Annotated in this window: 19 protein-coding genes and 2 tRNA genes; 15 read left to right on the forward strand and 6 right to left on the reverse strand. The window is 51.2% G+C overall.

The annotated features are described in order from the left end of the window. Window positions 1–354: 354 nt before the first annotated feature. The 4 genes from AGRI_RS09825 to AGRI_RS09840 all read right to left on the reverse strand — a co-directional run bounded on the left by AGRI_RS09825 (window position 355) and on the right by AGRI_RS09840 (window position 2,610). Window positions 355–430, reverse strand: a tRNA-Gly gene (locus AGRI_RS09825). A gap of 90 nt (window positions 431–520) precedes the next feature. Further along, a tRNA-Leu gene (locus AGRI_RS09830) sits at window positions 521–607 on the reverse strand. Between the two features lie 63 nt (window positions 608–670). Beyond that, on the reverse strand, window positions 671–1,201 hold the full coding sequence (locus AGRI_RS09835; RefSeq protein ID WP_008984793.1) for a TIGR00645 family protein: 531 nt from the start codon (window positions 1,199–1,201) through the stop codon (window positions 671–673). Window positions 1,202–1,284: 83 nt separating this feature from the next. Further along, window positions 1,285–2,610: a hypothetical protein gene (locus tag AGRI_RS09840; protein WP_008984794.1), complete on the reverse strand. Its 1,326-nt coding sequence runs from the start codon at window positions 2,608–2,610 to the stop codon at window positions 1,285–1,287. 372 nt (window positions 2,611–2,982) lie between these two features. On the opposite strand from AGRI_RS09840, the gene leuA reads away from it, so the two are divergent. From leuA to leuD, 4 genes are read left to right on the forward strand one after another with little or no spacing between them, the layout of a single operon-like run. Further along, on the forward strand, window positions 2,983–4,569 hold the full coding sequence (leuA, locus tag AGRI_RS09845; RefSeq protein ID WP_008984795.1) for a 2-isopropylmalate synthase: 1,587 nt from the start codon (window positions 2,983–2,985) through the stop codon (window positions 4,567–4,569). Continuing rightward, window positions 4,566–5,642, forward strand: a complete 1,077-nt coding sequence (gene leuB / locus AGRI_RS09850) for a 3-isopropylmalate dehydrogenase (protein ID WP_008606576.1) — start codon at window positions 4,566–4,568, stop codon at window positions 5,640–5,642. Before leuA ends, leuB begins: the two co-directional genes overlap by 4 nt. Further along, the gene (leuC, locus tag AGRI_RS09855) at window positions 5,642–7,054 is read left to right on the forward strand and encodes a 3-isopropylmalate dehydratase large subunit (protein WP_008984796.1); all 1,413 of its coding nucleotides are present in this window, start codon (window positions 5,642–5,644) and stop codon (window positions 7,052–7,054) included. Before leuB ends, leuC begins: the two co-directional genes overlap by 1 nt. Beyond that, window positions 7,051–7,653, forward strand: coding sequence for a 3-isopropylmalate dehydratase small subunit (gene leuD / locus AGRI_RS09860; RefSeq protein ID WP_008984797.1), 603 nt, complete (start codon window positions 7,051–7,053; stop codon window positions 7,651–7,653). The genes leuC and leuD overlap by 4 nt, the downstream gene beginning before the upstream one ends. Window positions 7,654–7,681: 28 nt before the next feature. Here the strand turns inward: leuD and AGRI_RS09865 are convergent, their stop codons facing one another. Continuing rightward, window positions 7,682–8,635, reverse strand: coding sequence for a hypothetical protein (locus AGRI_RS09865; protein ID WP_008984798.1), 954 nt, complete (start codon window positions 8,633–8,635; stop codon window positions 7,682–7,684). A gap of 145 nt (window positions 8,636–8,780) precedes the next feature. Here AGRI_RS09865 and AGRI_RS09870 point away from each other — a divergent pair, with 145 nt between their 5' ends. The 11 genes from AGRI_RS09870 (at window position 8,781) to AGRI_RS09920 (ending at window position 23,963) form a co-directional block, all read left to right on the forward strand. Then, window positions 8,781–9,413 (forward strand): trimeric intracellular cation channel family protein, encoded by a 633-nt coding sequence (locus AGRI_RS09870; protein ID WP_008984799.1) that lies wholly within the window; start codon window positions 8,781–8,783, stop codon window positions 9,411–9,413. A gap of 13 nt (window positions 9,414–9,426) precedes the next feature. Next, window positions 9,427–10,794: a class II fumarate hydratase gene (locus AGRI_RS09875; RefSeq protein ID WP_008984800.1), complete on the forward strand. Its 1,368-nt coding sequence runs from the start codon at window positions 9,427–9,429 to the stop codon at window positions 10,792–10,794. Window positions 10,795–10,964: 170 nt separating this feature from the next. Then, window positions 10,965–13,148, forward strand: a complete 2,184-nt coding sequence (locus tag AGRI_RS09880; protein WP_008984801.1) for a S41 family peptidase — start codon at window positions 10,965–10,967, stop codon at window positions 13,146–13,148. 92 nt (window positions 13,149–13,240) lie between these two features. Next, on the forward strand, window positions 13,241–13,855 hold the full coding sequence (locus AGRI_RS09885; RefSeq protein WP_008984802.1) for a YigZ family protein: 615 nt from the start codon (window positions 13,241–13,243) through the stop codon (window positions 13,853–13,855). A gap of 78 nt (window positions 13,856–13,933) precedes the next feature. Continuing rightward, window positions 13,934–15,103, forward strand: a complete 1,170-nt coding sequence (locus tag AGRI_RS09890; RefSeq protein ID WP_008984803.1) for a DUF418 domain-containing protein — start codon at window positions 13,934–13,936, stop codon at window positions 15,101–15,103. A gap of 169 nt (window positions 15,104–15,272) precedes the next feature. Next, a complete protein-coding gene (locus tag AGRI_RS09895) occupies window positions 15,273–18,938 on the forward strand; it encodes an ATP-binding protein (RefSeq protein WP_008984804.1) in 3,666 nt (1,221 codons plus the stop codon). Continuing rightward, window positions 18,938–19,558, forward strand: coding sequence for a condensin complex protein MksE (locus tag AGRI_RS09900; protein WP_008950362.1), 621 nt, complete (start codon window positions 18,938–18,940; stop codon window positions 19,556–19,558). The genes AGRI_RS09895 and AGRI_RS09900 overlap by 1 nt, the downstream gene beginning before the upstream one ends. Continuing rightward, window positions 19,558–20,814, forward strand: coding sequence for a hypothetical protein (locus tag AGRI_RS09905; RefSeq protein WP_008984805.1), 1,257 nt, complete (start codon window positions 19,558–19,560; stop codon window positions 20,812–20,814). The genes AGRI_RS09900 and AGRI_RS09905 overlap by 1 nt, the downstream gene beginning before the upstream one ends. After that, on the forward strand, window positions 20,807–21,709 hold the full coding sequence (locus AGRI_RS09910) for a DUF7281 domain-containing protein (RefSeq protein ID WP_008984806.1): 903 nt from the start codon (window positions 20,807–20,809) through the stop codon (window positions 21,707–21,709). The genes AGRI_RS09905 and AGRI_RS09910 overlap by 8 nt, the downstream gene beginning before the upstream one ends. Before the next feature lie 503 nt (window positions 21,710–22,212). Beyond that, entirely contained in the window at window positions 22,213–23,532 is a 1,320-nt protein-coding gene (locus AGRI_RS09915; protein ID WP_008984807.1) for an RHS repeat domain-containing protein, read from the forward strand. Continuing rightward, complete coding sequence (locus AGRI_RS09920; RefSeq protein ID WP_008984808.1) at window positions 23,529–23,963, forward strand: hypothetical protein; 435 nt, start codon at window positions 23,529–23,531, stop codon at window positions 23,961–23,963. Before AGRI_RS09915 ends, AGRI_RS09920 begins: the two co-directional genes overlap by 4 nt. 411 nt (window positions 23,964–24,374) lie before the next feature. On the opposite strand, the gene dhiA is transcribed toward AGRI_RS09920, so the two are convergent. Next, window positions 24,375–24,896, reverse strand: a complete 522-nt coding sequence (gene dhiA, locus AGRI_RS09925) for a type II toxin-antitoxin system antitoxin DhiA (RefSeq protein WP_008984809.1) — start codon at window positions 24,894–24,896, stop codon at window positions 24,375–24,377. Window positions 24,897–25,111: the final 215 nt, after the last annotated feature.

Genomic DNA, 25,111 nt, shown 5'->3' on the forward strand with positions numbered 1-25,111 from the left:
GTTGTTATTTTGAATACTAACTGCATTAAACCGCAGAGGTAGCGGGGTTGCAAGGAATAACGACCAGAAAAATCTAATGAAATCACAGGCACACCAGTGCCTGCTGAACCGTTTTAGCTCAAGTCCAGAAATCGTACCGTTTTCCACGCTATAAAATGAAAAGCACCGTTTCATTTCACCTCTCAATACATTCACAATAGCTCAACAGATGTAAAGTCGTAGTCATTCAGACAGGTGTATATTTTGAAATCGCAGATCGCGTCTCCGGTACGCCAGCATACCGGAGACGGGACGCGGTGCGGCTTAGACGTAAGAACGCAAAAAGCCGCTGTTAAAAGCGGCTTTTTCGGAATTTGGAGCGAGTTACGAGGTTCGAACTCGTGACCTCGACCTTGGCAAGGTCGCGCTCTACCAGCTGAGCTAAACTCGCATGTTTTGTTACACACAAACTACACATGACTTTTTGTAGTTCGTTATTCTGCGTTTCAGCGATTAAAAAACTTGTTTAAAATCAACTAAATGGTGCCCGGGGCCGGACTTGAACCGGCACGGGGTTTCCCCCGAGGGATTTTAAATCCCTTGTGTCTACCGATTTCACCACCCGGGCATACTGTGCGTGGGCACCGACAGAACGGCGCGCATCTTAATTAAGGCTGCGCCGATATGCAAGTTATTTCTGTGTGTGATCAGGCACAACAATTTTCGGGTCTGGTTTATCGCGTAAGATTTTATCCAGGTAACCCATCGCAAAAGCAGAGATGACAAAGGTAATATGGATTAACAGGTACCACATAATCTTGTCATTCTCGATTTGCTCAGTATTCATAAATACCTTCAACAGGTGAATCGACGAGATGGCAACAATAGAGGCGGCGACCTTATTTTTCAGCGAATTAGAGTCGAGCTTACCCAGCCAGCCCAACTTATCATCGTGGCCGGTCAGATCTAAGCGCGAGACAAAGTTCTCATAGCCGGAAAACATCACCATCACAATCAGGCCGCCAACCAGGGCGATATCGATTAGACTTAACGTAATCAGGATTAATTCCACTTCTTTCATACTAAAAATCAGCGGAATAAAGTGAAACACTTCCTGGAAAAATTTAATACCCAGCGCCAGCAGGCACAGACTTAACCCAAGGTAAATGGGCGCCATAATCCAGCGCGTGGCATACATTAAACGTTCAAAATAACGTTCCATAACGATTCCTGTTAAAACTTCTTGCTTAATAATGGGGTTGCGCCGCCTGGCTTCAAGTCCGGCGCGACCGCGTATTTACACTGTTACCAAGCTAACGAAGACGGCAGTTTTGGCGTCGACAATAAGCTAATAAAACGCTGCCAACGCTCATCTTCGCTGCTGGCCTGCTCGACATACTGTTTCACCAAATCTTTGCCCCAGTTATAGTTAATCACATAGGCGCCGTAACTTCTGACAAAACGTAGCCGCTGCCGCGCTTCGGCCTCGCTTTGCAACAAATATTGCTGTTGCAGCGCAACAAATTGCTCTTCATCAATCTCGCCATTTAGCAATAAACGGGCGGTTTCATTACCGGCATAGCTAAGGCGTGCCATCAGTTTTAAAAAGCGGTCGTAGCTTGCGGCCTGCGATTGATCCAGCCCTGCTAACGGGTAAAGTACATCGCGTTCAAACGCCAGTTTTTGCTCACCGGGAAAGACGATATCAATACCATAGTTGGCGGTGCCTTCCGCGATTAACGACTGCGGGCTAAATAGCGCATAAACACTAAACTCCACCCAGTTACGCTGTTGTTTTAGCTCGGTTTCCAGTAGCGCATTATAGGTGTGATGGCCGGGGTAGCCCTCGTGACAGCCCAGATCGACAGCGCGGGAGATATCAATCGGCCGCTCGGTATTAATCTGGATCAGGCTATAAGCCTTGCCCTGATACCAGTTATAACCGCTCCAGGGTTTGTCGGTTACAAACTCCAGCGTAAAATTCTCCTGCGCCGGCAGGCTGATGCGCTGCAGCGTGCGGTCGCGACACTCCGCAATCGCCCGTTCAAACACCAGCTGTAATTTATCCGCCGGAATAACAAAATTTTTGCGATAGGCCACGACCCGCTCGGTCAGGCTGCCCTCGCCGGGGACCAGTTGCTCCAGCTCAGCCAGCACAGGGACAAAGCTGCTTAGGTCCTGTTGCGGTGGCTGGGTATCGTAGAGTTCGCTAGCTTGTTGTTCAAAGCTGGCCGCAGTGCCGTTTTGTAGTGTATCGGCATGGCTAATCAGCGCCGTTAGCTGTCGCTGTAAATAATGCAGCCGCAACTTTAACATCGCATCCGTCTCGCTATGCGCCTGTAACGCATCGCGCAGCAGCTGAGCTTCAGCAAGTAGCTCTGGCAGGGGTTGCGGCTGCTGTTTTACTGCCTCGGCCCATTCGGCCGGGCCATAATAGGCATCCACATAGTTGCTATCGTATTGGCCGAGCGCCAGCACCAGTTTCACATAGTGCTCGGCGGCTTCATCCAACACGGCAACACTGACCGCCGCGGCCGGCTCGCTGTTTAAAGGTGCGGCGGGTTTATCACAGGCCGTCAGCAATAAGGTACTGCACAACAGCGCAGTTAAAGGTTTAAATAGGGTTTTCATTCGCAATCCTGCAATGGGAAGAATGTCGGCTAATCTAGCGGTGAGTCAAAGGTTACGCAATATGCGTTGCCTTGTGCGACTAAAGTTTCTGCAAAAATTTATCCATTTAGCCATCTATACTGTTGCAGATAAAAAATAACCATGGTATTACTAATGGCGTTCTGCAACTTCGACTTAAAAGGCAGTAAATGATTTCTCCGGTATTAGTGCGTTTCAATAGCCTCCTCCTCGTGCTCCTCTGCGCTGCGCGGGGCCGTGCTTATTGGTGAAAAACCCTTACCGATAAACCTAAAACCCCGTGCCCAAGGCCGGGGTTTTTTGTTTTTATCCCGGCAAGCAGTACGCCACGATTTGATAACATAGGATTGCGTAATGAGTGCTGATAACAAAATCTGGATCTTCGATACCACCCTGCGCGATGGCGAGCAGGCACTGCGTGCCAGTTTAAGCCAGAAGCAAAAAATCCAGCTGGCGCATGCCATTGCCCGCTTAAATGTCGATGTGATGGAAGTGGGCTTCCCGGTGTCAAGCCCCGGTGATTTTGATTCGGTACAGCGTATCGCGCGCGAAGTAAAAGGCCCGATCATTTGCGGCCTGGCGCGGGCAGTGGCAGCCGATATTGAAGCCTGTGGCGCCGCGCTAAAAGATGCTGAACGCCGCCGTATTCATACCTTTATTGCCACCTCCCCGTTGCATTTGCAGTACAAGCTGCGCAAAACCCTGGCCGAAGCCTCAGATCAGGCGGTCGCCGCCATTAAACTGGCCAGCCGCTATACCGATGATATTGAGTTCTCCTGCGAAGATGCCGGCCGCACCCCGATTGATGATTTATGCTGGATAGTCGAGCGCGCCATTGCTGCCGGCGCCACCACCATTAATATTCCGGATACCGTGGGTTACACCATCCCCAACGAATATGCGGCTATTATCAGCACGCTGCGTAACAAGGTGCCGAATATTGATAAAGCGCGCTTAAGTGTGCATTGTCATAATGACCTGGGGCTGGCGGTGGCGAACAGTATCAGCGCCATTCAGGCCGGCGCGCGGCAGATTGAATGCACCGTCAATGGTATTGGTGAGCGGGCCGGTAACTGCTCGCTGGAAGAAGTGGCGATGATTATCAATACCCGCAAGGATATTTTAGCGCCGCTGTATACCGACATTAAAACCACCGAGATTTACCGCAGCAGCCATCTGGTCAGCCAGATCTGCAATATGCCAATCCAGCCCAACAAAGCCATCGTTGGCGAAAATGCCTTTGCCCACAGCTCAGGCATTCACCAGGATGGCGTGTTAAAAGCGCAAAGCACCTATGAAATTATCTCGCCTGAACAGGTCGGCATCCGCCAGAACGAATTAAACCTGACATCACGCTCGGGCCGTCATGTTATTCAGCACCGCTTAGCTGAGCTGGGTTACACCAAAGACGACTACGATCTGGAAGCGGTGTACAGCAGCTTTGTCGCACTGGCCGATCAGAAAGGCCGGGTGTTTGATTACGATTTAGAAGCCCTGGTGTTCTTCCAGAACCTGCAGGAGCAGGACGAGTTCTACAAGCTGGAGTTTTTAAGCTCCTCGACCCATACCGGCCATGTCGCCAGCGCCACAGTAGGCTTAAGTTGCGGCGGCAAGATCTTTACCGAAGCCGCCACCGGCAATGGCCCGGTCGAAGCCGCGTTTCAGGCGGTACAGCGCATTAGCAAATTACAGATCCGGATGGTCGATTTTAACCTGTCGGCGAAAGGCAGCGGCGAAGACGCCCTGGGTCAGGTCGATATTATTGCCGAACATGAAGGGCGACGCTTCCACGGTGCCGGTTTGGCCACCGATATCGTCCGCGCCTCAGTGCTGGCCTATGTGCATGTGCTGAATATGATCCAACGTGCCCAAACCATCGATGCCCATAAACAGGCCAAAGCGAACGAATCCCAAATTAAACAAGCAGCAGGTGAGATATGAGTAAGCATTACAAGATCGCGGTATTACCCGGCGATGGTATCGGCCCGGAGGTCATGGCCGAGGCGATTAAGGTACTGCAGGTGGTGGCGGATAAATTTCAGTTCCAATTAACGTTAACCGAAGCGCTGGTTGGCGGCGCCGCCCTGGATGCCACCGGCGTACCACTGCCGCCGGACACGCTGGCGCTGTGTAAAGCCAGCGATGCCATTTTATTTGGCTCAGTCGGCGGTCCAAAGTGGACTGGCCTGGCACCCGATATGCAACCTGAGCGTGGCTCTTTGCTGCCACTGCGTAAAACCTTCGACTTATTCTGCAATATGCGTCCGGGGCAAATCTATCCGGCCTTTGCCGATTTATCGCCACTGCATCCTAGGGTCAGCAGCAAAGGCATGGATGTGCTGTGTATCCGCGAACTCACCGGCGGTATTTATTTTGGCGAAAAGGGTCGCAGCGGCGACACTGCCTTTGATACCCAGCGCTACAGCGTGGCAGAAGTGACCCGCATTGCCGAAGTAGCCTTTCAGGCGGCACAAAAGCGCGGCAAAAAAGTCACCTCTATTGATAAAGCCAATGTGCTGCAAACCAGTATTTTATGGCGCGAAACGGTAGAACAGGTGGCCAAAAACTACCCGGATGTCACGCTCGAGCATATGTATATCGACAATGCAGCGATGCAGCTGATCCGCAGTCCACAGCAGTTCGACGTGATGCTGTGCGATAACCTGTTCGGCGATATTTTATCCGATGAAATTGCCGCCATTGCTGGCTCTTTAGGCTTGTTACCATCAGCCAGTTTAAATGGCAGCGGCTTTGGCTTGTACGAACCCGCCGGTGGCAGTGCGCCGGATATCGCCGGCCAGGGTATCGCCAACCCTATCGCGCAAATATTAAGTGCCGCTCTGATGCTGCGTTACAGCTTTGGCGAAGAAGCCGCAGCGCAGGCAATTGAGCGCGCGGTGCAGCAGTGTTTAGAGCAGCATATCGTCACCCGTGATATCGACCCGAAATCTACTTATGGCACCGCCGCCGTTGGCGCGGCCATTGTCGCCACCTTACAGCAGGAGACACACTGATGGGCCAGACCCTGTATCAGAAAATTTACCACAGCCATGTGGTTGGCAAATTAAACGCCAGCACCGACTTATTATTTGTCGACCGGCATTTAATTCATGAAGTGACGTCACCGCAGGCGTTCTCCGGCTTAAAACTGGCTGGCCGCGCGGTGCGCCGCCCGGATCTGACCTTTGCTACCATGGACCATAACGTTTCTACGCAGCGCCGCAGCCTGGATGCAGCCGGTGAAACCTCGCGCAAGCAATTAGAAGCCCTGGCCGCCAACTGTGATGAGCACCGTATTCCCCTGCTGGATCTGACCCACCCTGATCAGGGCATAGTGCACGTGATTGGCCCGGAGCAAGGCTTAACCCAGCCGGGGATGATTATTGTCTGTGGTGATTCGCATACCTCGACGCATGGTGCTTTCGGCGCTCTGGCCTTTGGTATCGGCACCTCGGAAGTTGAGCACGTGCTGGCCACCCAAACCCTGCCACAGCAGCAGGCGAAAACCTTAAAGGTAGAAATTAGTGGTGACCTGCCAGAGCATGTTACGCCCAAAGATGTGATCCTGGCGGTCATTGGCAAATTAGGTACGGCTGGCGGTAATGGCTATGTCGCCGAGTTTTGCGGTAGCGCCATTCGCGGTATGAGTATGGAAGGCCGCATGACACTGTGCAATATGAGTATTGAAATGGGCGCCAAAGCCGGTTTAATTGCGCCGGATGACACTACCTTTGCCTATTTAAAAGGCAAAGCCCATGCACCACAGGCTGAGCATTGGGACGCAGCCGTTAGCTATTGGCAGAGCCTGCATTCCGATGCTGATGCCGTATTTGATAAAACTATCAGCCTGGATGCCAGCAGCATCAGCCCGCAAATTACCTGGGGCACTAACCCTGAGCAGGTGATTGCCGTTGATGAGCCGATCCCGGCACCGGCAAGCTTTAGCGACGACACCAAGCGTCAGGCCGCCGAACGCGCCCTGCAGTATATGGGCTTAAGCGCCGGCCAGAAACTGACCGACTGTGCCGTTGATGTGGTCTTTATCGGCAGCTGCACCAATAGCCGGATTGAAGACTTACGTGCCGCCGCCAGCGTCGTGCGGGATCGCAAGGTCGCGCCCGGCGTGCGGGCCTTGGTCGTACCTGGCTCTGGCGTGGTCAAGCGTCAGGCAGAGCAGGAAGGTCTGGCCGAGATCTTTAAACAAGCGGGCTTTGAATGGCGGGAACCGGGCTGCTCAATGTGTCTGGGTATGAATGACGATCAAGTCGCCGCCGGTCAGCGCTGCGCTTCCACCAGTAACCGTAACTTTGAAGGCCGTCAGGGCCGTGGTGCCCGTACGCACTTAGTTAGCCCGGCCATGGCTGCCGCAGCCGCTATCGCCGGTAAGTTTGTTAATGTCGCCCGTTTAGAAGGAGCCGCCCAATGAGCCAGATTTTTAAACAAGGCCTGGTGTGTCCGCTGGATAAAAATAACGTTGATACCGACCAGATTATTCCCAAGCAGTTTTTAACCTCGGTGAGCCGCGATGGCTTTGCTGAAGCGCTGTTTTATGACTGGCGTTATCTGGCTGATGGCGCCGCTAACCCGGAGTTTGTGCTGAATTATCCGCAATATCAGGGCGCGTCAATTTTATTAACCCGCGCCAACTTTGGCTGTGGTTCCAGCCGCGAGCATGCGCCCTGGGCGCTGCAGCAGTATGGCTTTAATGTGATTATTGCCGAAAGTTTTGCCGATATTTTCTTCAATAACAGCGTAAATAACGGCATGTTATTAATTACTTTAAGCAAAACCAATATCGAGCTGTTGTTTAACCGCTGTGCCCAGGGGCCGCAGCAGTGGCAGATCGATCTGGCAAGCCAGGAGATCCTGTTCGGCAATAATGCGGCGATGGGCTTTAATATCGACCCGGATATTAAACAGCGTTTACTCTCCGGGCTGGATTTTATCGGCTCCAGCGAGCAGTTAAATCCACAGATCGCCGCCTTTGAAGCGCAGCGACGGGCTAACTTGCCCTGGCTGGGTTAGCGTTAGCCGTGTCGCAGCGAAGCCAGCATTAGTTGGCTTCGACCAGTAAACCGGTAAAGGCCACCCACTGTTCGGGGGTGGTCAACTCCTCTGCCAGCTCACCGCTTTGCAGCTGCTGCCAGGTCAGCGGCCGCTGCAAATTAAAGCTCAGTTTTACCCGCTGCGGGTTACTGATAAATAGCAGCAAATTCTCGCGAATGCGCTCAGTGACCAACTCAGTACTTTGCACATACAGCTCCAACTGCGGTTTAATCGCAGCCAGCTGTGCGGTAGCCGGCTGACTGGCCAGTACCGGCTGTAGCTTTTGCAGGTAACCATTATTTTCCAGCGTAAATTCACCACTTTGCAGGGTTAAACTGGCAAAGGCCTGCTGCAAACGGCTTTTGTAGGCCTCACTCTGGCTAAACTCTTGCTGTGCCGGTACATCCATGGCTGCCAGTTCATTTCCGAGCTGCCATAACGCCTGCACGCCACCCAGCTGTAACTGAATATCCAGTTGCAGGCTTTGCTCAATTTGCAGTTGTTGCTGCAACAGCAATTGGTCTTGTGCTGGCAGATACTGATAGCGGTAGTCGAGCCATAACGGCGACTCGGCCAGTAATTGCGCCGCCTCTGGCGGTAACATCAGTTGCACCAGATCGGTCAGCCGTAATTCCTGCACCCGCAGTTGGCCTTGCTCGGAGAGCTGCCCCGGTTTAAAACCACGTAAACTTAGGCGCCCCACTTCGGCCACCGCGCCGACACCAGCCACTTTCAGCTGCAAGCCAAATAAGCGGTAATGGTCCCGCCAGAAATTGGCGCGAATGCCACTGTATTTCAGCTCTACCGCCGGCATCAGCCCCTGTTTCGCCATTTCAGCGTAGGAGGTATTTAACACATCAATTTGGCTGGCAATCAGTTTTTCGGCCTGATAATTCACATAAAAATAGCTGCCTGCCGCCAGTAGCAGGGCTCCAACCGAGAATAACAGCGTTTTTTTCATAGGCTTCGAAAACTATTCCGGAAAATTGCGCAGCCTAGCACAGGCCTGGCATCGCAATAAAGTTTTGACAGTGTTATTTTAAGCAACAAGGTGCTGCTTAAAGCAGACTGTGTCAATTGTGCTAAGTTCGCCAGGGAATCGCAAAATGCCGGAATATTTTTTATGGTTTGATTTATTGGGCATCGCCGTGTTTGCGATTTCCGGTACCTTAGCGGCCTGGCGCAATCATATGGATGGCTTTGGCGTGATTGTACTGGCCAGTGTTACGGCGATTGGCGGCGGTACCCTGCGCGACCTGATCCTGGATGTGCCGGTGATCTGGATTAATAACAATACCTATTTTTATGCCATCTTTGTTGCCGCTATCGGCACTATCCTGCTGGTACGTAACCGGCTGACCATTCCCAATAACACCTTACAAATTGCCGATGCCTTTGGTTTGGCGTTCTTTGTGATTATGGGTACCCAGAAGGCGCTGGATCATGGTACCTCCAGCATGGTGGCTATTATGCTCGGCACCATGAGTGGCGTCTGTGGCGGCATGATCCGCGATGTGCTGTGCCGGGAGGTGCCGATGGTGTTTCGCGGCGAACTTTATGCCTTTACCTGTATTTTCGGCGGCATTATCTACACCTCGTTACTGGCATTGGCAGTACCACAGCTGTATGCGATGTTGGCGGGTATGCTGGGCTTGTTATTACTGCGCTTAGCCGCCATTAAATGGCATATTACTATTCCGGTTTTTGGCAAACACCACCAGGAGTTAAATGAACCCTGAGCGGAGGTAGAAAATGGCATTTCGGTTAGAACGCGACTCAATGGGAGAACTGCAGGTACCGGCAGAGGCGTTGTATCAGGCGCAAACCCAGCGCGCGGTGCAAAACTTTCAGATTAGCCGCAAGCCAATGCCCGTGGGTTTTATCAAAGCCTTACTACAGATTAAAAAAGCCGCGGCCCTTACCAATGCCGAACTGGGTTTACTGACTGCAGCGCAGGCTAAAGCAATTAGTCAGGCGGCTGAGCAACTCCTCAACAACACCGATTTAAGTCAATTTCCGGTGCCGGTGCTGCAGACCGGCTCGGGTACCAGCAGCAATATGAATGTCAATGAGGTGCTGGCGACCTTGGCCAGTGAGCTCAGCGGCGCCAAAATTCACCCTAATGATCAGGTAAATCTGGGGCAAAGCAGTAACGATACGATACCAACCGCGATCCAGCTCAGCAGCTTGCTGGCGTTACAACAGCAGTTACTACCGGCGATTCAGGGCTTGCAGCAGGCGATCAGTGAAAAATCTGCCACTGTTGGCCATATTGTTAAAACCGGTCGCACCCATTTAATGGATGCGATGCCCGTGACCTTCGCGCAGGTACTGGGTGGCTGGCACAGTCAGTTGCAACATGCCACACAACAACTACAGCAGCAGATACCGCTATTAAGCCAACTGGCGCAGGGCGGCACCGCGGTAGGAACCGGCATTAACGCTCACCCCGGGTTTGCGGCGAGGTTCGCCCAACAGCTCAGTAAGCAAACCGGTCTGAGGCTGAGCGTCAGCCCGGATTTTTTCTTTAACCTCAGCTCGCAGGACGGCGCCCTGGCGTTATCGGGTTGCCTGAAAACACTGGCCGCCGCCTTACTAAAGATCGCCAACGACCTACGCTGGATGAATTCCGGCCCCTTAGCGGGTTTAGCGGAAATCAGCCTGCCGGCGTTGCAGCCAGGCTCGTCAATTATGCCCGGCAAAGTGAACCCGGTTATTCCGGAAGCCGTTGCTATGGCCTGTGCTCAGGTATTTGGCTGTGATACGGCGATTAGCATCGCTGCGCAATCCGGCAACTTTGAACTTAACGTGATGTTGCCGCTGGTGGCCGATAACTTACTGCAGGCCATAGCTTTACTCAGCGGCAGTTGTGACGCACTGGCTAAACAGGCCATCGCCGGCTTTACCGTCAACGAGCCACATATTGCGGCCAGTCTGGCGCAAAACCCGATCCTGGTTACTGCACTTAACAGCCGCATCGGCTATGAACAGGCAGCGCGTATTGCCAAGCAAGCCTATCAACAACAGCGGCCTATTCTGGATGTTGCCACCGAGCAAACCGGGATCGATCGGGAGGAGTTGGCCAACTTGTTGGATCCGCAAAAGCTAACCACTAACTAAACTGCCCCAGTTATCGATGCCGCGATGACGGACTAACTATCAATTACAGCGCACGAAATACACAATAAATTCACACATAAAACAATATTGCAATAGCTCAATAGTTATTTTATGGTGGTACAGCAAGATCACTCAGATGCGCTCAGCCACTTTGTTCATAAGGATACCTAATGAAAGGATTTATCAGTTTTTTGTTATTCTGGTCAGTGAACCTGGCTGCACAAACTACCCCCGTTAATCTCGATTTCTCACAAGTTGCCGAGCAAATGCCGATCGGTTGGAATATCCAAGGCAATGAACCAGAGGTTATCACTAGGGAGCACCCAACATCGTCAGGTCAAAGCCTGCGTTTAAGTCGAACTGAGACTTCATCAGATAGTTTTGCTTATGCTGCACAGGTTATCCCTTTTGACTTTATCGGAAAAACGCTCAAGTTAACTGGCTGGCTCAAAACAGAACAGGTCAGTGCCGATGGCGGTGCCGCACTTTGGGTCAGGCTGGACAGTGGCAGTAACTTGGCAGCTTTCGACAATATGGCTGAAAACATGTTGAAGGGCACTAAGGCGTGGCAACAAATTGAACTCTCTATGGAGGTACCGCCAGATGTCGATATGCTGACATTTGGTACACTGCTAGCCGGCACCGGTACGGCCTACTTCGCAGATTTAAAGCTGACACTGGATGATAAACCGCTGGAAGAGGCGCCAAAACCCACTTTTATCGCTTCAGAACCACACGAATTCGAGCAAGATTCTGGCATCAGAATTAGCCAACTATCTACTGCACAACAGCAACATCTGGCGGTATTAGCTAAGGTATGGGGCTTTGTAAAGTATTATCACCCTGAGTCTGCGAAGGGCAATATTAGTATGGATGCGGAGTTATTCCGGTTAATTCCGCAACTACTTACCGTATCTGACACGGAAAGAGACAAAAAACTTATTACCTGGATTAATCAGCTCGGTGAGTTAACCCCCTGCGATAAATGTAAGGAGAGTAGCGAGGCTGCACTAGTGCATCCGGCAGAGTTCTGGTTAGGCTGGAATTTATCAGCAGAATTAAACCAACAGTTGGCTCGCATCTATGCCACAGAGCTTCCTATACCGCATTATTGGGTAAAACCTGCCCCCAGAGTTGCCAATCCCGTATTCAACGAAAAGCCGTACACTGATATTAGCTATCAGGATTCAGGCTTTCGTTTACTCTCCCTGTTCAGACTGTGGAATATCATTCACTATTACTCACCTTACCGCGACCTAACAGAACAGCCATGGGAACAAGTATTACTGGATGCGATTCCGGCAATTGTATCGGCGAAATCAGAGCTGGACTATCAATTAGCATTAGCCAAAGTAATCTATGCCATCCATGATACTCATAGTCAGTTCAATACTAGAGATCTCACCTTATTACGGCAGTTTATTGGCCTCAATAACGTGCCTGCAGATATACGCTTTATAGAACAACACGCTGTTGTATTTAAAGTGTATCAGGAGAATTTACCTATTCGTGTTGGCGATGTGATCACACATATTGATAACAAGACTATTACTGAACGCATGGAGTATTTACGACCACTACTGGCTGCATCCAATGAGCCGACAAGAATGCGGGATCTGGCGAGGTTATTACTTCGCACCAATGACTCAAAATCAGAAGTTCGGATCATGCGTGACAATCAGCCACTAACTCTGCAGCTACCCGCGTTACCGTTAAACACCATTGAGCGACAGAATTATTATTATGAGCATGGTAACAGCGCTTATCATCGCATTACGCCAGAAATCGGTTATATCCGCTTGGACAGGATAGCGAGAGTGAATCTTGACGAAATGATGCGGAGTTTAGCTAATACCAAAGGACTGATTATTGATATTCGTAATTACCCCTCTGAGTTTGTAGTATTTAGTTTGGGTCAGTATCTCTATCCACTACCTTATCGCTTTGTTAGCTTTACCAGAATGCAACCAGACAACCCCGGGCAATTTAATTGGAGCGAACCAACTATCGTAGGTCAAGTAAACCCAAACTATTACAAAGGTAAGATCGCTATCCTTATCAACGAACAAACACAAAGTATGGCCGAATATACCACTATGGCATTTCGTGGCGCGCCCAAAGCGAAAGTGTTTGGTAGCACTACAGCCGGCGCGGATGGCAATGTCTCGCGTATCACCTTGCCTGGTGGTTATTGGACTTCATTGTCTGGTATTGGGGTATTTTATCCGGATAAAACACCTACACAACGGGTTGGCATAGTGCCCGATGTTTTCGTCACGCCGACGGTAGCCGGTATCAAAGCCGGGCGTGATGAAATCTTGGAACAGGCGCTGCAGTATCTGCAGGCCGATTAATCCGCCAACACGCTTTAACATGACCGGCAGCCTGACTGCCGGTTTTTTTCGACCTATAATAGCGACCTGGTTTCAGATAACGCAGGCCTGCAATGAGCCAATACAGTATTCTGGCTGCCGCCGTTGAACACCGGTTGCTGGAGAAAAACAGCGAGTTTATTACCTTCCTGCAACCGGTAAGCGATCGTGAACAGGCGCTGCACTGGCTGCAGCACTACCGCGAACACTACAAAGACGCGGCCCATGTCTGTTGGGCCTACATTATTGGCAATACCCGCCAGCCACAGACTCAGGCCTTTAGTGATGATGGCGAACCCAGTGGTACAGCAGGCAAACCGATGCTGCATGTACTAACCGAGCGCGAACTGGGAAATTGTCTGGCGGTGGTGGTACGCTATTTTGGTGGTATTAAGCTCGGCGCCGGCGGCCTGGTCCGCGCTTATTCCGCAGCGGTATCGCAGGCAGCACAACAGGCTCGGTTAACCTTAGTAAGTCCGCAAAGTCTGCTGCGGATCGCTGCAGACTTTGCTTTAGAAGCCCGGATCCGTCAGTTATTGGCGCAGTTTGATGCCACCTTACTGGATGTCCAGTATCAACAGGGTGTTGCATTATCCGTCAGTCTGGCTGCCGCCGACCTGGCAAGTTTTAAGTTGCAGCTGCAAGAGCTCTGCGCCGGCGCCGTCTCGCTAACTGAACCGACAGCCTGAGCATGCTCAGAGAGCTGGCATCTTGTAAAATTTATGTTGTTTTAACACGGAAGATTTATTTGCCAGGGAGGTAACCTTATGCAACGACTGCAACAATTGGATCAGATCCGCGGCCTGGCCGTACTGGCGCTGATCCTAATCAATATCTATGCGTTCGCCTTGCCGCCAGACTATAGCCACAGTCTGCGTTTACCGGGGATAACAGCCGGTAGCCTCGATATCTGGCTTTACAACCTGCAAACGCTATTTATTAAAGGCCGCTTTATCACTCTCTTTAGCGTGCTGTTTGGCGTCAGTTTGTTACTGATCGCAGAAAAATATGGTACTGATTACTTACGTCGCCGCCTCTATTGGCTGGCACTGCTCGGTGCACTGCATGGCTGGTTCCTTTGGTTTGGTGATATTCTGCTCTGGTATGCCTTAACGGGCTTAATGATCTTAAAGCGCAATTATTTCACGCTTGATAGCGCTCAACTGTGGCGTAAAGCGATACGCTTTTTTTTGATCGGCTTAATCCTGCCGTTGGTGCTGTCCATCATGATCCTGCTTGATAGCAGCGGAATCGCACCAGACTTAGCTGATACCGAAACCTTCGCACAACAAATCGCACTCTGGACTGGGCCCTACTGGCCGCAAGTTGTTGCCAATCTGACACATAGCCTGTTGGTCGCGCTGCTGTTTGCATTTTCAGCACTCTGGCATACTGCAGCTTTGATGCTACTGGGCATGGCGCTCTATAAAAGCCAGTGGTTTAACACCGGCTACAGTATGGGTATGACCTTTAAACTCTTTTTTGGTAGCCTGTTGCTTAGCCTGAGTATTGTTTGGCTTGATCAGGCTACAGATTATCTGTTCAGCTTAAATTCTATTTTGCCCTGGGCCTATCTGGCCGAGGTGATGATGGCTTTAGCCTTCGCCAGTTGGTTGATCCAGCAACGCGCTTCGCAGTGGCCACAACGCTGGCTGGCACCTTGCGGCAAGCTGGCACTGACACTCTACATCAGCCAAACCGTATTGATGGTACTGTTGTTCCGCGTGCTGCGGCCGGAATGGTTTGCCACCCTGGATAGACTGCAGCTAACGACTATCGCTCTGCTGATGCTGCTGTTACAACTGGGCTTTAGCCAACTTTATCTGCGTTATTATCAGCAAGGTCCATTGGAATGGTGCTGGCGCCGGCTAAGCCAAAGACCTGAGCAACCTGATAACACAAGCTCAGTCACGGCGAAGCCAGCAGACTCTAATTAATATTAGGGCGTGTTAACCTTTGCCGGTTGTTTTTGCCGCTGGGTGGCAGGTATTCCCCCTGGCACTGGCGGCTGTATTTGAACTGGCAATTCCCGCTATTCCATGGATAATAACCGCCAAAATCAGAAGATAGCGGCGCTGCGATTCTGCGCCGCCGATAGGATGCGCTATGTCTCAATTACTTCGTATTGTGCTGATCCATACTCACCTGCCGGGTGTGGTGGAATTACAACTGGATCAGCATACTAATATTTGCGGTACCAACGCCTCGGGTAAAACCACCTTGCAGCGGCTGGTACCGGTATTTTACGGTGAACAGCCGAACCGGGTGGTGCCAAAAACCCGCAAAAAATTCGATGAATTTTACCTGCCTTATACCAACAGCTATCTGATCTATGAATACCGGCGCGAAGGCGGCGAAATTTGCCAGGTAGTGCTAACCCGGAAAAGCGACGGCGGTGTCGATTACCGCTTTGTCGGCGCGCCCTATCAGAGCGACTTTTATCTGCAGCACAGCAGCGAAGGCGCCAAAGGTATGAGCTACAGTGACTGGGCAGCGGCAATGCGCGCCCGCCCGGATGTACAGGTGTCACCAAAAATCAGTGCCACCAGCGAGTATCGCAGCATTATTCAGAACGATGCCGCCGCGCTGCGCGGCAACAATGCCGATAGCCTGAAACTGCGCCGCCTGGCCAGCAGTTACAGCCTGGTTGCCAGTGGCCATAAACTGCGGCATATCGAAAAGCTGGTCAGCGCCGTGCATGCCAAAGAAGGCAAAATGGATACGCTGAAAGCGATGCTGGCGGCGATCTTTGAAGAAGACGGCGTCACCCTGCCCACCACCAAGGTTAAAAACACCAAGGCGCGGGAATGGATCCAACAGATGCGGCAGTCAATGCGATTGGACCGGCTGCAGCAGGATTTTGAGCGGCTGAAGCAACTGGCGCAACAACTCGATGGCAGCGAAGCCTTGTTAGCGGCGCTGCTACCGCTGTTGCAGGACGATGAGCAGCAGCAAAAACAACGTAAAGCCGATGCTGAACAGCAACTGCATCTGCTGCGGGGGCAGCTGCAAACCGCCAAGGACGTTTATAGCGCCCAGCAGCTGGAGCTGAGCAGCAAGCTGGCCCAGGCTGAAGCCGGTTTACATGAAACCAGCGCCCGGCTGGACCAATTGCAGCAGCGCTATGACGACTACGACAGCAAGGATATGCCAAAACTGCAGCGGGATACCGATGCCTTGCCTCTGTGGCGTGAAACCCTGCAGGAGCTGGCCGAGCAGTATCAACTGATGGTGGAACAGCATGGCGATTTAGAGCGCCAGCTGGAGCAACGCAAAGCCAAACTTGCCGAAGCCTTTAACCGCCTAAGTGAGCAACACCGCGCCAAGGCGCGCACCTTACAACAACAAAAAGATCAGACCCGCGAGCAGCAGGAACACAAGCTGGCGACACTGGAGCAAGGCTTCCAGGGCCGCCTGCAAGAGGCCCAGCAGCAATATGCCGACCAGCTAACCCAGCTAAGCAGCCAGATCGCCGTATTACAAAGCCAGCTTAGCAGCCCGGCTTTAACCGAAGAGGAGCTGGAAGCGCAGCGCGTTGCCGAGCTGCGGCTGGAGCAAGCGCAGCAACAGGCACAGCAGCAGGCCCGGCAACTGCAGCAATTACAGCAACAGTATCAGAAAGCCCGCGAAGCACGCGAACAGGCCGATCAACAACTGGAGCAAGGCCGCAAAGCGCTGCACAGTGCTGAGCAACAGCTACAGCAACTACACCGCCAGCTAAGCCCGGAGCAAGGCAGTCTGCGGCATTTCCTGCGCCTGCACTACAATGGCTGGGAGCAAAAACTCGGTAAGGTGCTGGACGAGCGCCTGCTGGACCGGCAGGATTTACAGCCGCATCTGAACGAGCTTAGCGACAACCTCTATGGCCTGACGCTGGAGCTGACTGCCATTGATACCCCGGATTATGCCCAGGATGAGACCGCGATCCGCCACCGTATTCAGGCTGCCGAGCAGCAGGTGCAACAACTGCAAAGCCAGAAACAGCAGGCCGAAAAGCTGTTAAAAGAGCGCTTTGAGCAAGCTGAGCTATTGCGGGCCCAGGTCGAGCAGGCAGAGTGGCAGTTTACCCAGTACGAGCAGAATATCGAGTACGCCCGAGATGCCCGTAACCGCCTGCAGGCACAGCAGCGTGAGCTGGTGACCCAGCGTCAGGCAAAAGTTAAAGCCGAGCTGTCTGCCCAGCAGCAGCTGCTGGAAAAAACTAAGCAGCAACAGCAGCAGGATCTGCAGGCGCTAAAAGACGATCATCACAGCCAGCGCATGGAGCTGAAAGCCGACTGGCAGGCTGAGCTACAGGTGTTTGACGAGCAGATCGACGAGCTGGAACGGCAACTTGAACGCAAGCGCGATGATAACCAACAACAAATTAAAGAGCTGCAGCAAGCCTTTAATGAAGAACTGTCGGCGAAAGGCATCGACCCGCGTCGCCTGACCGAGCTAAAACAGAAACAGGATCAGCTACGCAGCGAGATCAAAGCCGTTGAGATCCGTCAGGATGAACTAACCGCCTGGCAAAGCTTTATGGCGCTGGACTGGCAGAAACTGCGGCCACAGCTACTGGAACAGGAAACCGGCTTAAAGCAACAGCTGCGTAGCAGCAAGCAGGCGCTGGAGCAGTTAAAAACCGAATACAGCGCGAGCAGCAAACAGCTGGAAGAACAAAAGCGCAGCGTGCAGGAGCAGATGCAGCAAGCCGAGCACTTACTGGCGCAGTTAAAGCCCGTGCTCTACAAGTTGCAGGAACTGCAGCTGGCCAGTATTAGCCCGGCCGCGGCGAACCCGAGTGCAGATATCATTGAACGTTTGGCCCGGGCTAATGAAGCACTGGAGCAACGTAACAAACTGGAAAGCCTGCTGAAACAAGCATTGGCGCAGTTTGAGGGCATGCTTAGTAAAGACGCCGGCCCGGAGTTCCTCGACCGGCTGGAGCATGAAAAACGTAAGCTGCCCGACTATGCGAAAGAACGCGACCAGCTGCCGATTTTGCAAAACCTGCTGCAAATTCTCAAAGATGCCCAGCAACAGCTGCTGGAAATGGGCGAGAATATCGGCGGCGATCTGAAAAAATTCTTTACCGTCTTTAGTGATATTAACCGCCGCATTGCACTGCAAAGCCGCCGCTTAAGCGAAGCCGTGGCCGACGATCTGGTACTGGAAGGGATCAGCAAATCTGAAGTACGGATTTTATCGACCATCGACGAGCTGGGTTTCTGGCAGCCGCTGAAGCACTTTGCCAAGCTGTATGATGACTGGGGCGCCTCCGGTAAAGCCTTACCGTCGGAGCAGTATCTGAATGCGCTGGCCGATGTGGTAGAGCTGCTGCGCGCCGATGAGCAGTACAGTATAGAATCGCTGTTACGCCTTGAGCTGCATTTAAGCGAAGGCGGCTCCGAGCTGGTGATTAAAAACGACCGTCAGCTACTGGAATCCTCCAGCCATGGTATGGCTTATCTGATTCTGTGTAAGTACCTGCTGGCCTTTACCCGCTTATTACGCGGTGCAGCTAAGGTCACCATCCACTGGCCGATTGATGAAATCGGTACCCTGGCCTATCACAACGTCGAGAAACTGTTTAAGGCCTGTAGCAGCAATCAGATCGTGATAGTCGGCGCCTTCCCGAACCCGGAATCCGATGTGTTAATGTTATTCCAGCACCGCTATTTAATTGAGCCGGACCAGCAGAATAGCAGCCTGCGCCGCCTGAAACGTATTCAACCCAAAATCAGCCGCTTAGCCGAGCGCTTAGCCAGTAAACAGCAGGAGGCCAACTGATGCTGCAACACGGACCCTTACTGGAACGCCTGCTGGCAGGCGATTTTATCTGCCGCATTACCGATGAAGATGCCTACCGGCATTTAAGTTTGGAGCAAACCCAGCAGGACATCAATCATTACCTGCGGCCGCTTAACCGCCGGCTGGTCAGTAATGATGACCAGAGCGTGTATTTTCTTGGCTACTACGAGCTGAGCAAAGAGGCACGCGAGCAGCTGAGTCAGCAATTTGCGCAAACGGTGCAGTCACTGCTGCCGCTGCTGGAATGGTTGCAACTGGTACAGGAAACCCTGGGCCGGGATAGCGCCCTGACCGCTGGCGATACCATCAAGCTGCAGGAGTTTGTGCTACGTACCGAAGATAACCAGAGCCTGCGCCAACGCCTGAATACACTGGCCAGCGACCGCTTTTTTAATAGCCAGAGCGAGCAACTGGATAGTCAGGTGAAGCTGATTTTCCGTCGTTTAAAAGAACATGGCTATCTGCTGCAGCCGCATGCCGACCGCCAGTACTATATCGTTACCGGTAAAATTGATTATCTGATTGATGTGATTCGCTTTATCCGCGATGAAGAACATCTGCCGGTAGAAGACACCCCGCAGCAGGAGGCATTACTCTGATGGCGCCGCTGGATCTGACACCGGGCATCGCCTCCAACCTGTTTAATACCGGTGCTGAGCGGCTGGCTTTACTCGGCAAGTACCACAAGCAACTGATGCAGGGTTATCTGGATGGTTATGTCGATGAAACGGCCTTTAGCGAAGGGGCACTGAAAAAGCTGATTGCCGCCCGTATTTTGTGGCGGCCAGACGAACAGCAACCGCTGGCACTGCGGCCTTTAGTCAGCGAGCTGATCGCCAGTATGGTGGCCGATGAAAACCGCCGCCAGATCAACGCCGACGTGGCCGAAAAACTGGAGCAAATCCGCAACCGGGTGCAGGCTTACCGCGATGCGCAGTACAAAGGCGACTATGCAGTGGCCGAGTTACAGCTGCAGCGGTTAACTGAGCATGTGCATGACTTAAGCGGCCAGTTTGAAGAGGCGATCGACAGCCTGTGGCACCGGCTCAACAGCGACTTTGGTTTTGTCAGCAGTCTGGACGATAAAATTCGCGAAAACGAGCGCGCACAAAAACAACTGCGCCGCTTGCTCGATGGCCTGGATCTGCTCGACTTTACCGAACTGATTGAACTGTCGGAAGGTAATAACCATCTGCGCAAGCTGCTGGTCAGCCAGCTGCAAAGCCAGTTGAGCTCGCATCATAGTAGCTTGCTGGAAGTGCAAAAACGCCTGGTCGAGCTGCTGGCCAAGTTCCGCCAACAACAATCGCGATCCTTACTGATTAGCAATATGGTGGCGTTTTTACGCCAGCATCCAAAGTATCAGCCGGCCGATTATCCCAACCGCAGCGAGCTACCGGACCTGTTTAACCAGGCCTGCGCCATCCGGCCACAGGCCGCTATCGCGCTGGATAAAGCCAGTGAACGGCAAATACTGGCCGAACTGGTACGCGCCCTGCCACGGCAGGTTGCGGTAACGCTGTCTGATACGCCAAGCGCCAGCTTTAGTGAGCTGCTGCAGGATGAAGAAATCGCAGCCCGCCAGTTGGCACTAAAAACCGATGTCGAAAACTTCTATTTGCGGGTGATCGACCGCGGCGGTAGTTTAAGTGCGCTGGAATATCTGACAGAGCAACAACTGCCCTGGGACAGCGAGATCTGGCTCTATCAGATCCTGGCCGAGTATCAGGCGTTACCGGTCGATGAAAAGCAGATGTTTGCTCTTGCTAATGAAGAAGTGAAGGCAAACTACTACAATGAATTAATGCTCATACAAGATATAAATATAACCTTGCAAGGTTATGTTAATGCATGATGCATTGGGGTTACAGGCACTAAACTGGCTGTTAAAGCTGGAGCAGCGCCTGCAACGCGACGGCAGCGCTACCATCAAAGCCGACACTAAGATCGCCGCTCAGGTGATTGCCTGGTGTATTGAACAGCAATTACTACCGGCACACAGTGCGCGCTTACCGACAGTGCCATTTAACCGGGCGCTGTTAGAGCACATTGCAGAGGCCCAGCAAGCGTTAGGGCAAGCCTGTTTCCGCCAGCCTTTAAGCAGCCAGGATCGACTGGAGCAAAGCTTACACAGCCAGCAAGAGCTAAAAGGCGCCGGCGCCAGCCCGCGCCAGCATAGAGTATTAATCAGGCTTAACACCCCGTTTTACGCTCAAGGCTTGCCAGCACTGCAGTTTAGCGATCTCGACTGGCAGCAAATACTGCTCAGCGCCTATGACGCCTTATTAGTGGTCGAAAACCTGGATTGCTTCTATAAATTGGAGCGTTTTACGTTCACGATGCCGTACCCGCAGCCGCTGATCATTTATCGTGGCGATACACAATACAGCAGCGGCTGTGCTGCTCTCTGTGATGCCTGGCAGCAAACCGGTAAACCCTATGTCTATTTTGGCGATGCCGATTTAGCAGGGTTAAGCATCGCCATCAGTTTAGGTTGTAGCAGTATGCTCTTACCCGAGCTAAGCCAATTTCAACATGCTGCCAGCCCGGCAATGCTGGATAACAAGCAGTTAAAATTCCAACCCGGTCTAGCAGCCATGGCTATGCACCCGGCTTTTACCCCCTATCAACAACTGATCTGCCAACAACTAAAAGGCCTGCGCCAGCAACAGATGCAGGCGATGCCACTTACGCCGGTGCCGCTGCTAGCACCACCCGACGCAAGCGCACTTGCCGAACAAAAGTCATAACCTGATGCTGCCTCGCACCCCGACTCCGGTATGCTTGCCGTACCGGAGTCGCAACCTGCGATAGTGGGTGAGAAACCTTTGCCCTCATGTGCAAACAAAGCTTTAGCGAAGAAAAGAAGCTTTGTGCCAAACGCTAAACCGCTCTCCCTAAAAGCACCAAACTCCGACTCCCGTATGCTTGCCGTACCGGAGTCGCGATCTGCGATAGTGGGTGAGAGACCTTTGCCTTCATGTGCAAACAAAGCTGTAGCGAAGAAAAGAAGCTTTGTACCAAACGCTAAACCACTCTCTCAAAAAGCACCAAACCCCGACTCCGGTATGCTAGCGTACCGGAGTCGCGATCTGCGATAGTGGGTTGGAAGTTATTGCCTTCCTATGTAGCTAATGCTTTAGCGAAGAACGGCTGCTTTGTGCCAATAGCCGATATTTTACTGCTTAGGCACTAAAGTCCGCTTTTAAGTTTCAGCAGAACTCCGACTAGCACCTTTAGTTTCGGCGCCGACTTGCAGCGCTATAAACAGGTACGAAGCAACAGCAGTGGCACGGAAACCCTGCACTACATTGGTAAAACCGCTGAGGTATCGATAAAAGGCAGCACCACCACTACCCGGTTATTTATTGATGATATTGCCATTATCAGCAAAACCCAGCAAAGTGGCCAAAGCACCGCCAGCGATGCGATACGCTATACGCTGCGCGACCGCTTAGGCTCGGTAGTGAGTTTAACCAATGAAGCCAATACGTTAAGCGAGCACCGTAGTTATGACCCCTTCGGTAAACCCCGTAAAGGCGACTACCGGCAATGGAACCCGGCTACGTTAACCGGTGTGGTTGGCACAACGCCCTTCACCAGCCGCGGCTTTACCGACCATGAGCATTTAGACGGCGCCCAGCTGATTCATATGAATGGTCGTTTTTATGACTGTAATCTGGGTAGGTTTTATTCGGTAGACCCGGTCATTCAGGCACCGGGGAATAGCCAGAGCTTAAATCCGTACAGCTATATAATGAATAATCCTCTGGCGGGGACAGATCCGACAGGATATACCGCGGAGTGTGTAGAGCAATGTCCAGAGCCTCCTAAACGCTCAGAGCCCAAAAAACGCTCTGGGCGGAGTTTTGTTCAGGATATTATTTATCAACGACCAAATAACGGTGCTGTACAAAACACCAAGTCTATAGAGTCAAAGACAGATGCAGGAGGGATTGGGTCTCAACAAGATGTTTCTAAACAAGATGTTTCCAAACAAGATGGAAGTGTTGGGGATTTTAAATTTGGACCAGATGACTATAATTATTTTTTAGAATCCAATAGAAAAAAATTTAATGATGCTTTAACCGTGGTAAATGCGCTAAGAGAAGAATTGGAGCCATTTGAAAAAGAGATAGACGCGGCGAAATGGTTAAACGCAAACGCAGGTTATTTGCAGGATAGGTATGGCGCAGAAGTTGGAGCAATAATTGCTAAAGTTTACGGTGACAAAACTGGATTTAGAATAGGTAAAATAGTCACTTCTTACCATTCGAATTATGTTGACTTGAGTACATCAAAAATTCGAATAGATAAAATGGATTATATAGATGATTCTATTAAAAATAGAGCAGATTGGCATACACATTCATCTGGAAGTCATTTTGCATCATGGGGCGAACATAGAGATAGCGATAAAAGCTATTTCAGGCAATATGTCAGCTCAGTTGGAAGTGATGGAAAACCAAATTTAAGTTTGTATAACGCACCTTCAGCTAGAGCTAGTAGTTGGCCTATGACTAGAGACACATTTGATAATGCAAATACATGTCTAATTGGAGAATGCCGATGAAATACTTAATGTCAATGTTAGTTTTGTTATCTACTTTTGTTGAAGCAGATACAGGAAACAGCATCAATCTCACTAGCTTTTCTGAGTTGGGCGTGTTGAGTGAGGATATTAATAACCGACAAATCTCATTAAGAGGTTTCCTACTGAAAGACGAAGGGGAATTCTATTTTTGTTCAAGTATGGAGTCTTGTTATAGCCGAGGGAAAGAGAGGATTGTAGTTAAGTCAAACGATGAGGTTCAGCGCTATTTATTGCAAGTTAGTGAATGTCACATGGAGTTAACCGGAATGTTTCATTCGTTAAATAAGAGTCAAAAAGGCTGGCCCATAACGGGGTATTTCAAAGTCGATGAGAAGCCAACATTTGACTTTAATCCGAACTATCATCTAATAAACAAAAATTGCAGAGCCTACAACGCGATGAAAGAATAGCTTTGTAGCGGCTGTAGTGGCACTCTGAATTTCGCCACACAACTAGAGATAATTTGCTGGGTTCACGAAAGATAGAATGTCTGCAAAGAAGGCAAAGCCGACATTCGTTTTTTTGTGATCGCCAACTTTGAACAACTGCAATTCGCTCAAAGCAGCGTTTATATGCCAAAAGCCAGGCTTCACATTAACTAAAAATACCAACCCCACCATCCCAGATCGCGACTCCGGTACGGCAAGCATACCGGAGTCGAAGTCAGGTGTAATTTGCGGGGGCGGGTTTAGCGCTCAAAGCAGCCTTTCCTCGCATCAAGACAGCCACCACAGCAACAAAAAATGCAAACCCCAATCTCGCAGATTGCGACTCCGGTACGCACGCATACCGGAGTCGGCGCCGTGCATAATCTGATATTACTATATATTTGATTTCTTGTTTGCCGCCGTTCGATCTTTAGCAAGCTCAATGACCGCATGCCCCAGTTGTACGAGAGTGCCAAAGTTTGGCGTGGTTTCAGGCTTTAAGGAACGGTAAGCACTGGTGCGACTTTTTATGCCGGCCTTAGCAATAACCTGTCCATGACCAAACTGCTCCACATAAGCGCGAATAGCGGCTTGCAGGATATCGGGACGCCCCTCCATCATTGACTCCCAGGAAGCTTGCTTGATTACAGTTTCCATCTCCTGAACGTCAAAACTTAACTCTGTCGGCTTATAAGAGCCCTGCGTAATATCACGCAATGTCGCAGCTGACAGTTCATTACCACTCCAATTTAAAGCGCCGTCACTGGTCAATGAAAAGCGTTTAAAGTCTTTAATTTCGGAGAATGGCAACTTTTTAAAGTATACCGACAAGTCGGCATGCCCCTGGTAACCGTCATTGAAGGTCAGCTCTAATGTGTGGTCTGAGATAAAATCAACATCTATGACTTTCAACATACATCACCTAACTTCCCGGGATTTTCACCGTTTACCGCTTTACTCCACATCACCAGCAACTGTTCACGATGTTCGTAAATGTGGCTTTCAGCTCGTTTTCGTTGTTTATTGGGTCGGTTTATCGTGCTGTATATACTGTAGCACTGTATCTTCAAAGAGACAGGCGCCATCAATATCTAAACGCATGGCATACCGCAAGATAGGAACCACAGCAA

Origin of the sequence: Alishewanella agri BL06 (assembly GCF_000272005.1) — a bacterium.
In the GTDB taxonomy this organism is placed as follows: Bacteria; Pseudomonadota; Gammaproteobacteria; order Enterobacterales; family Alteromonadaceae; genus Alishewanella; species Alishewanella agri.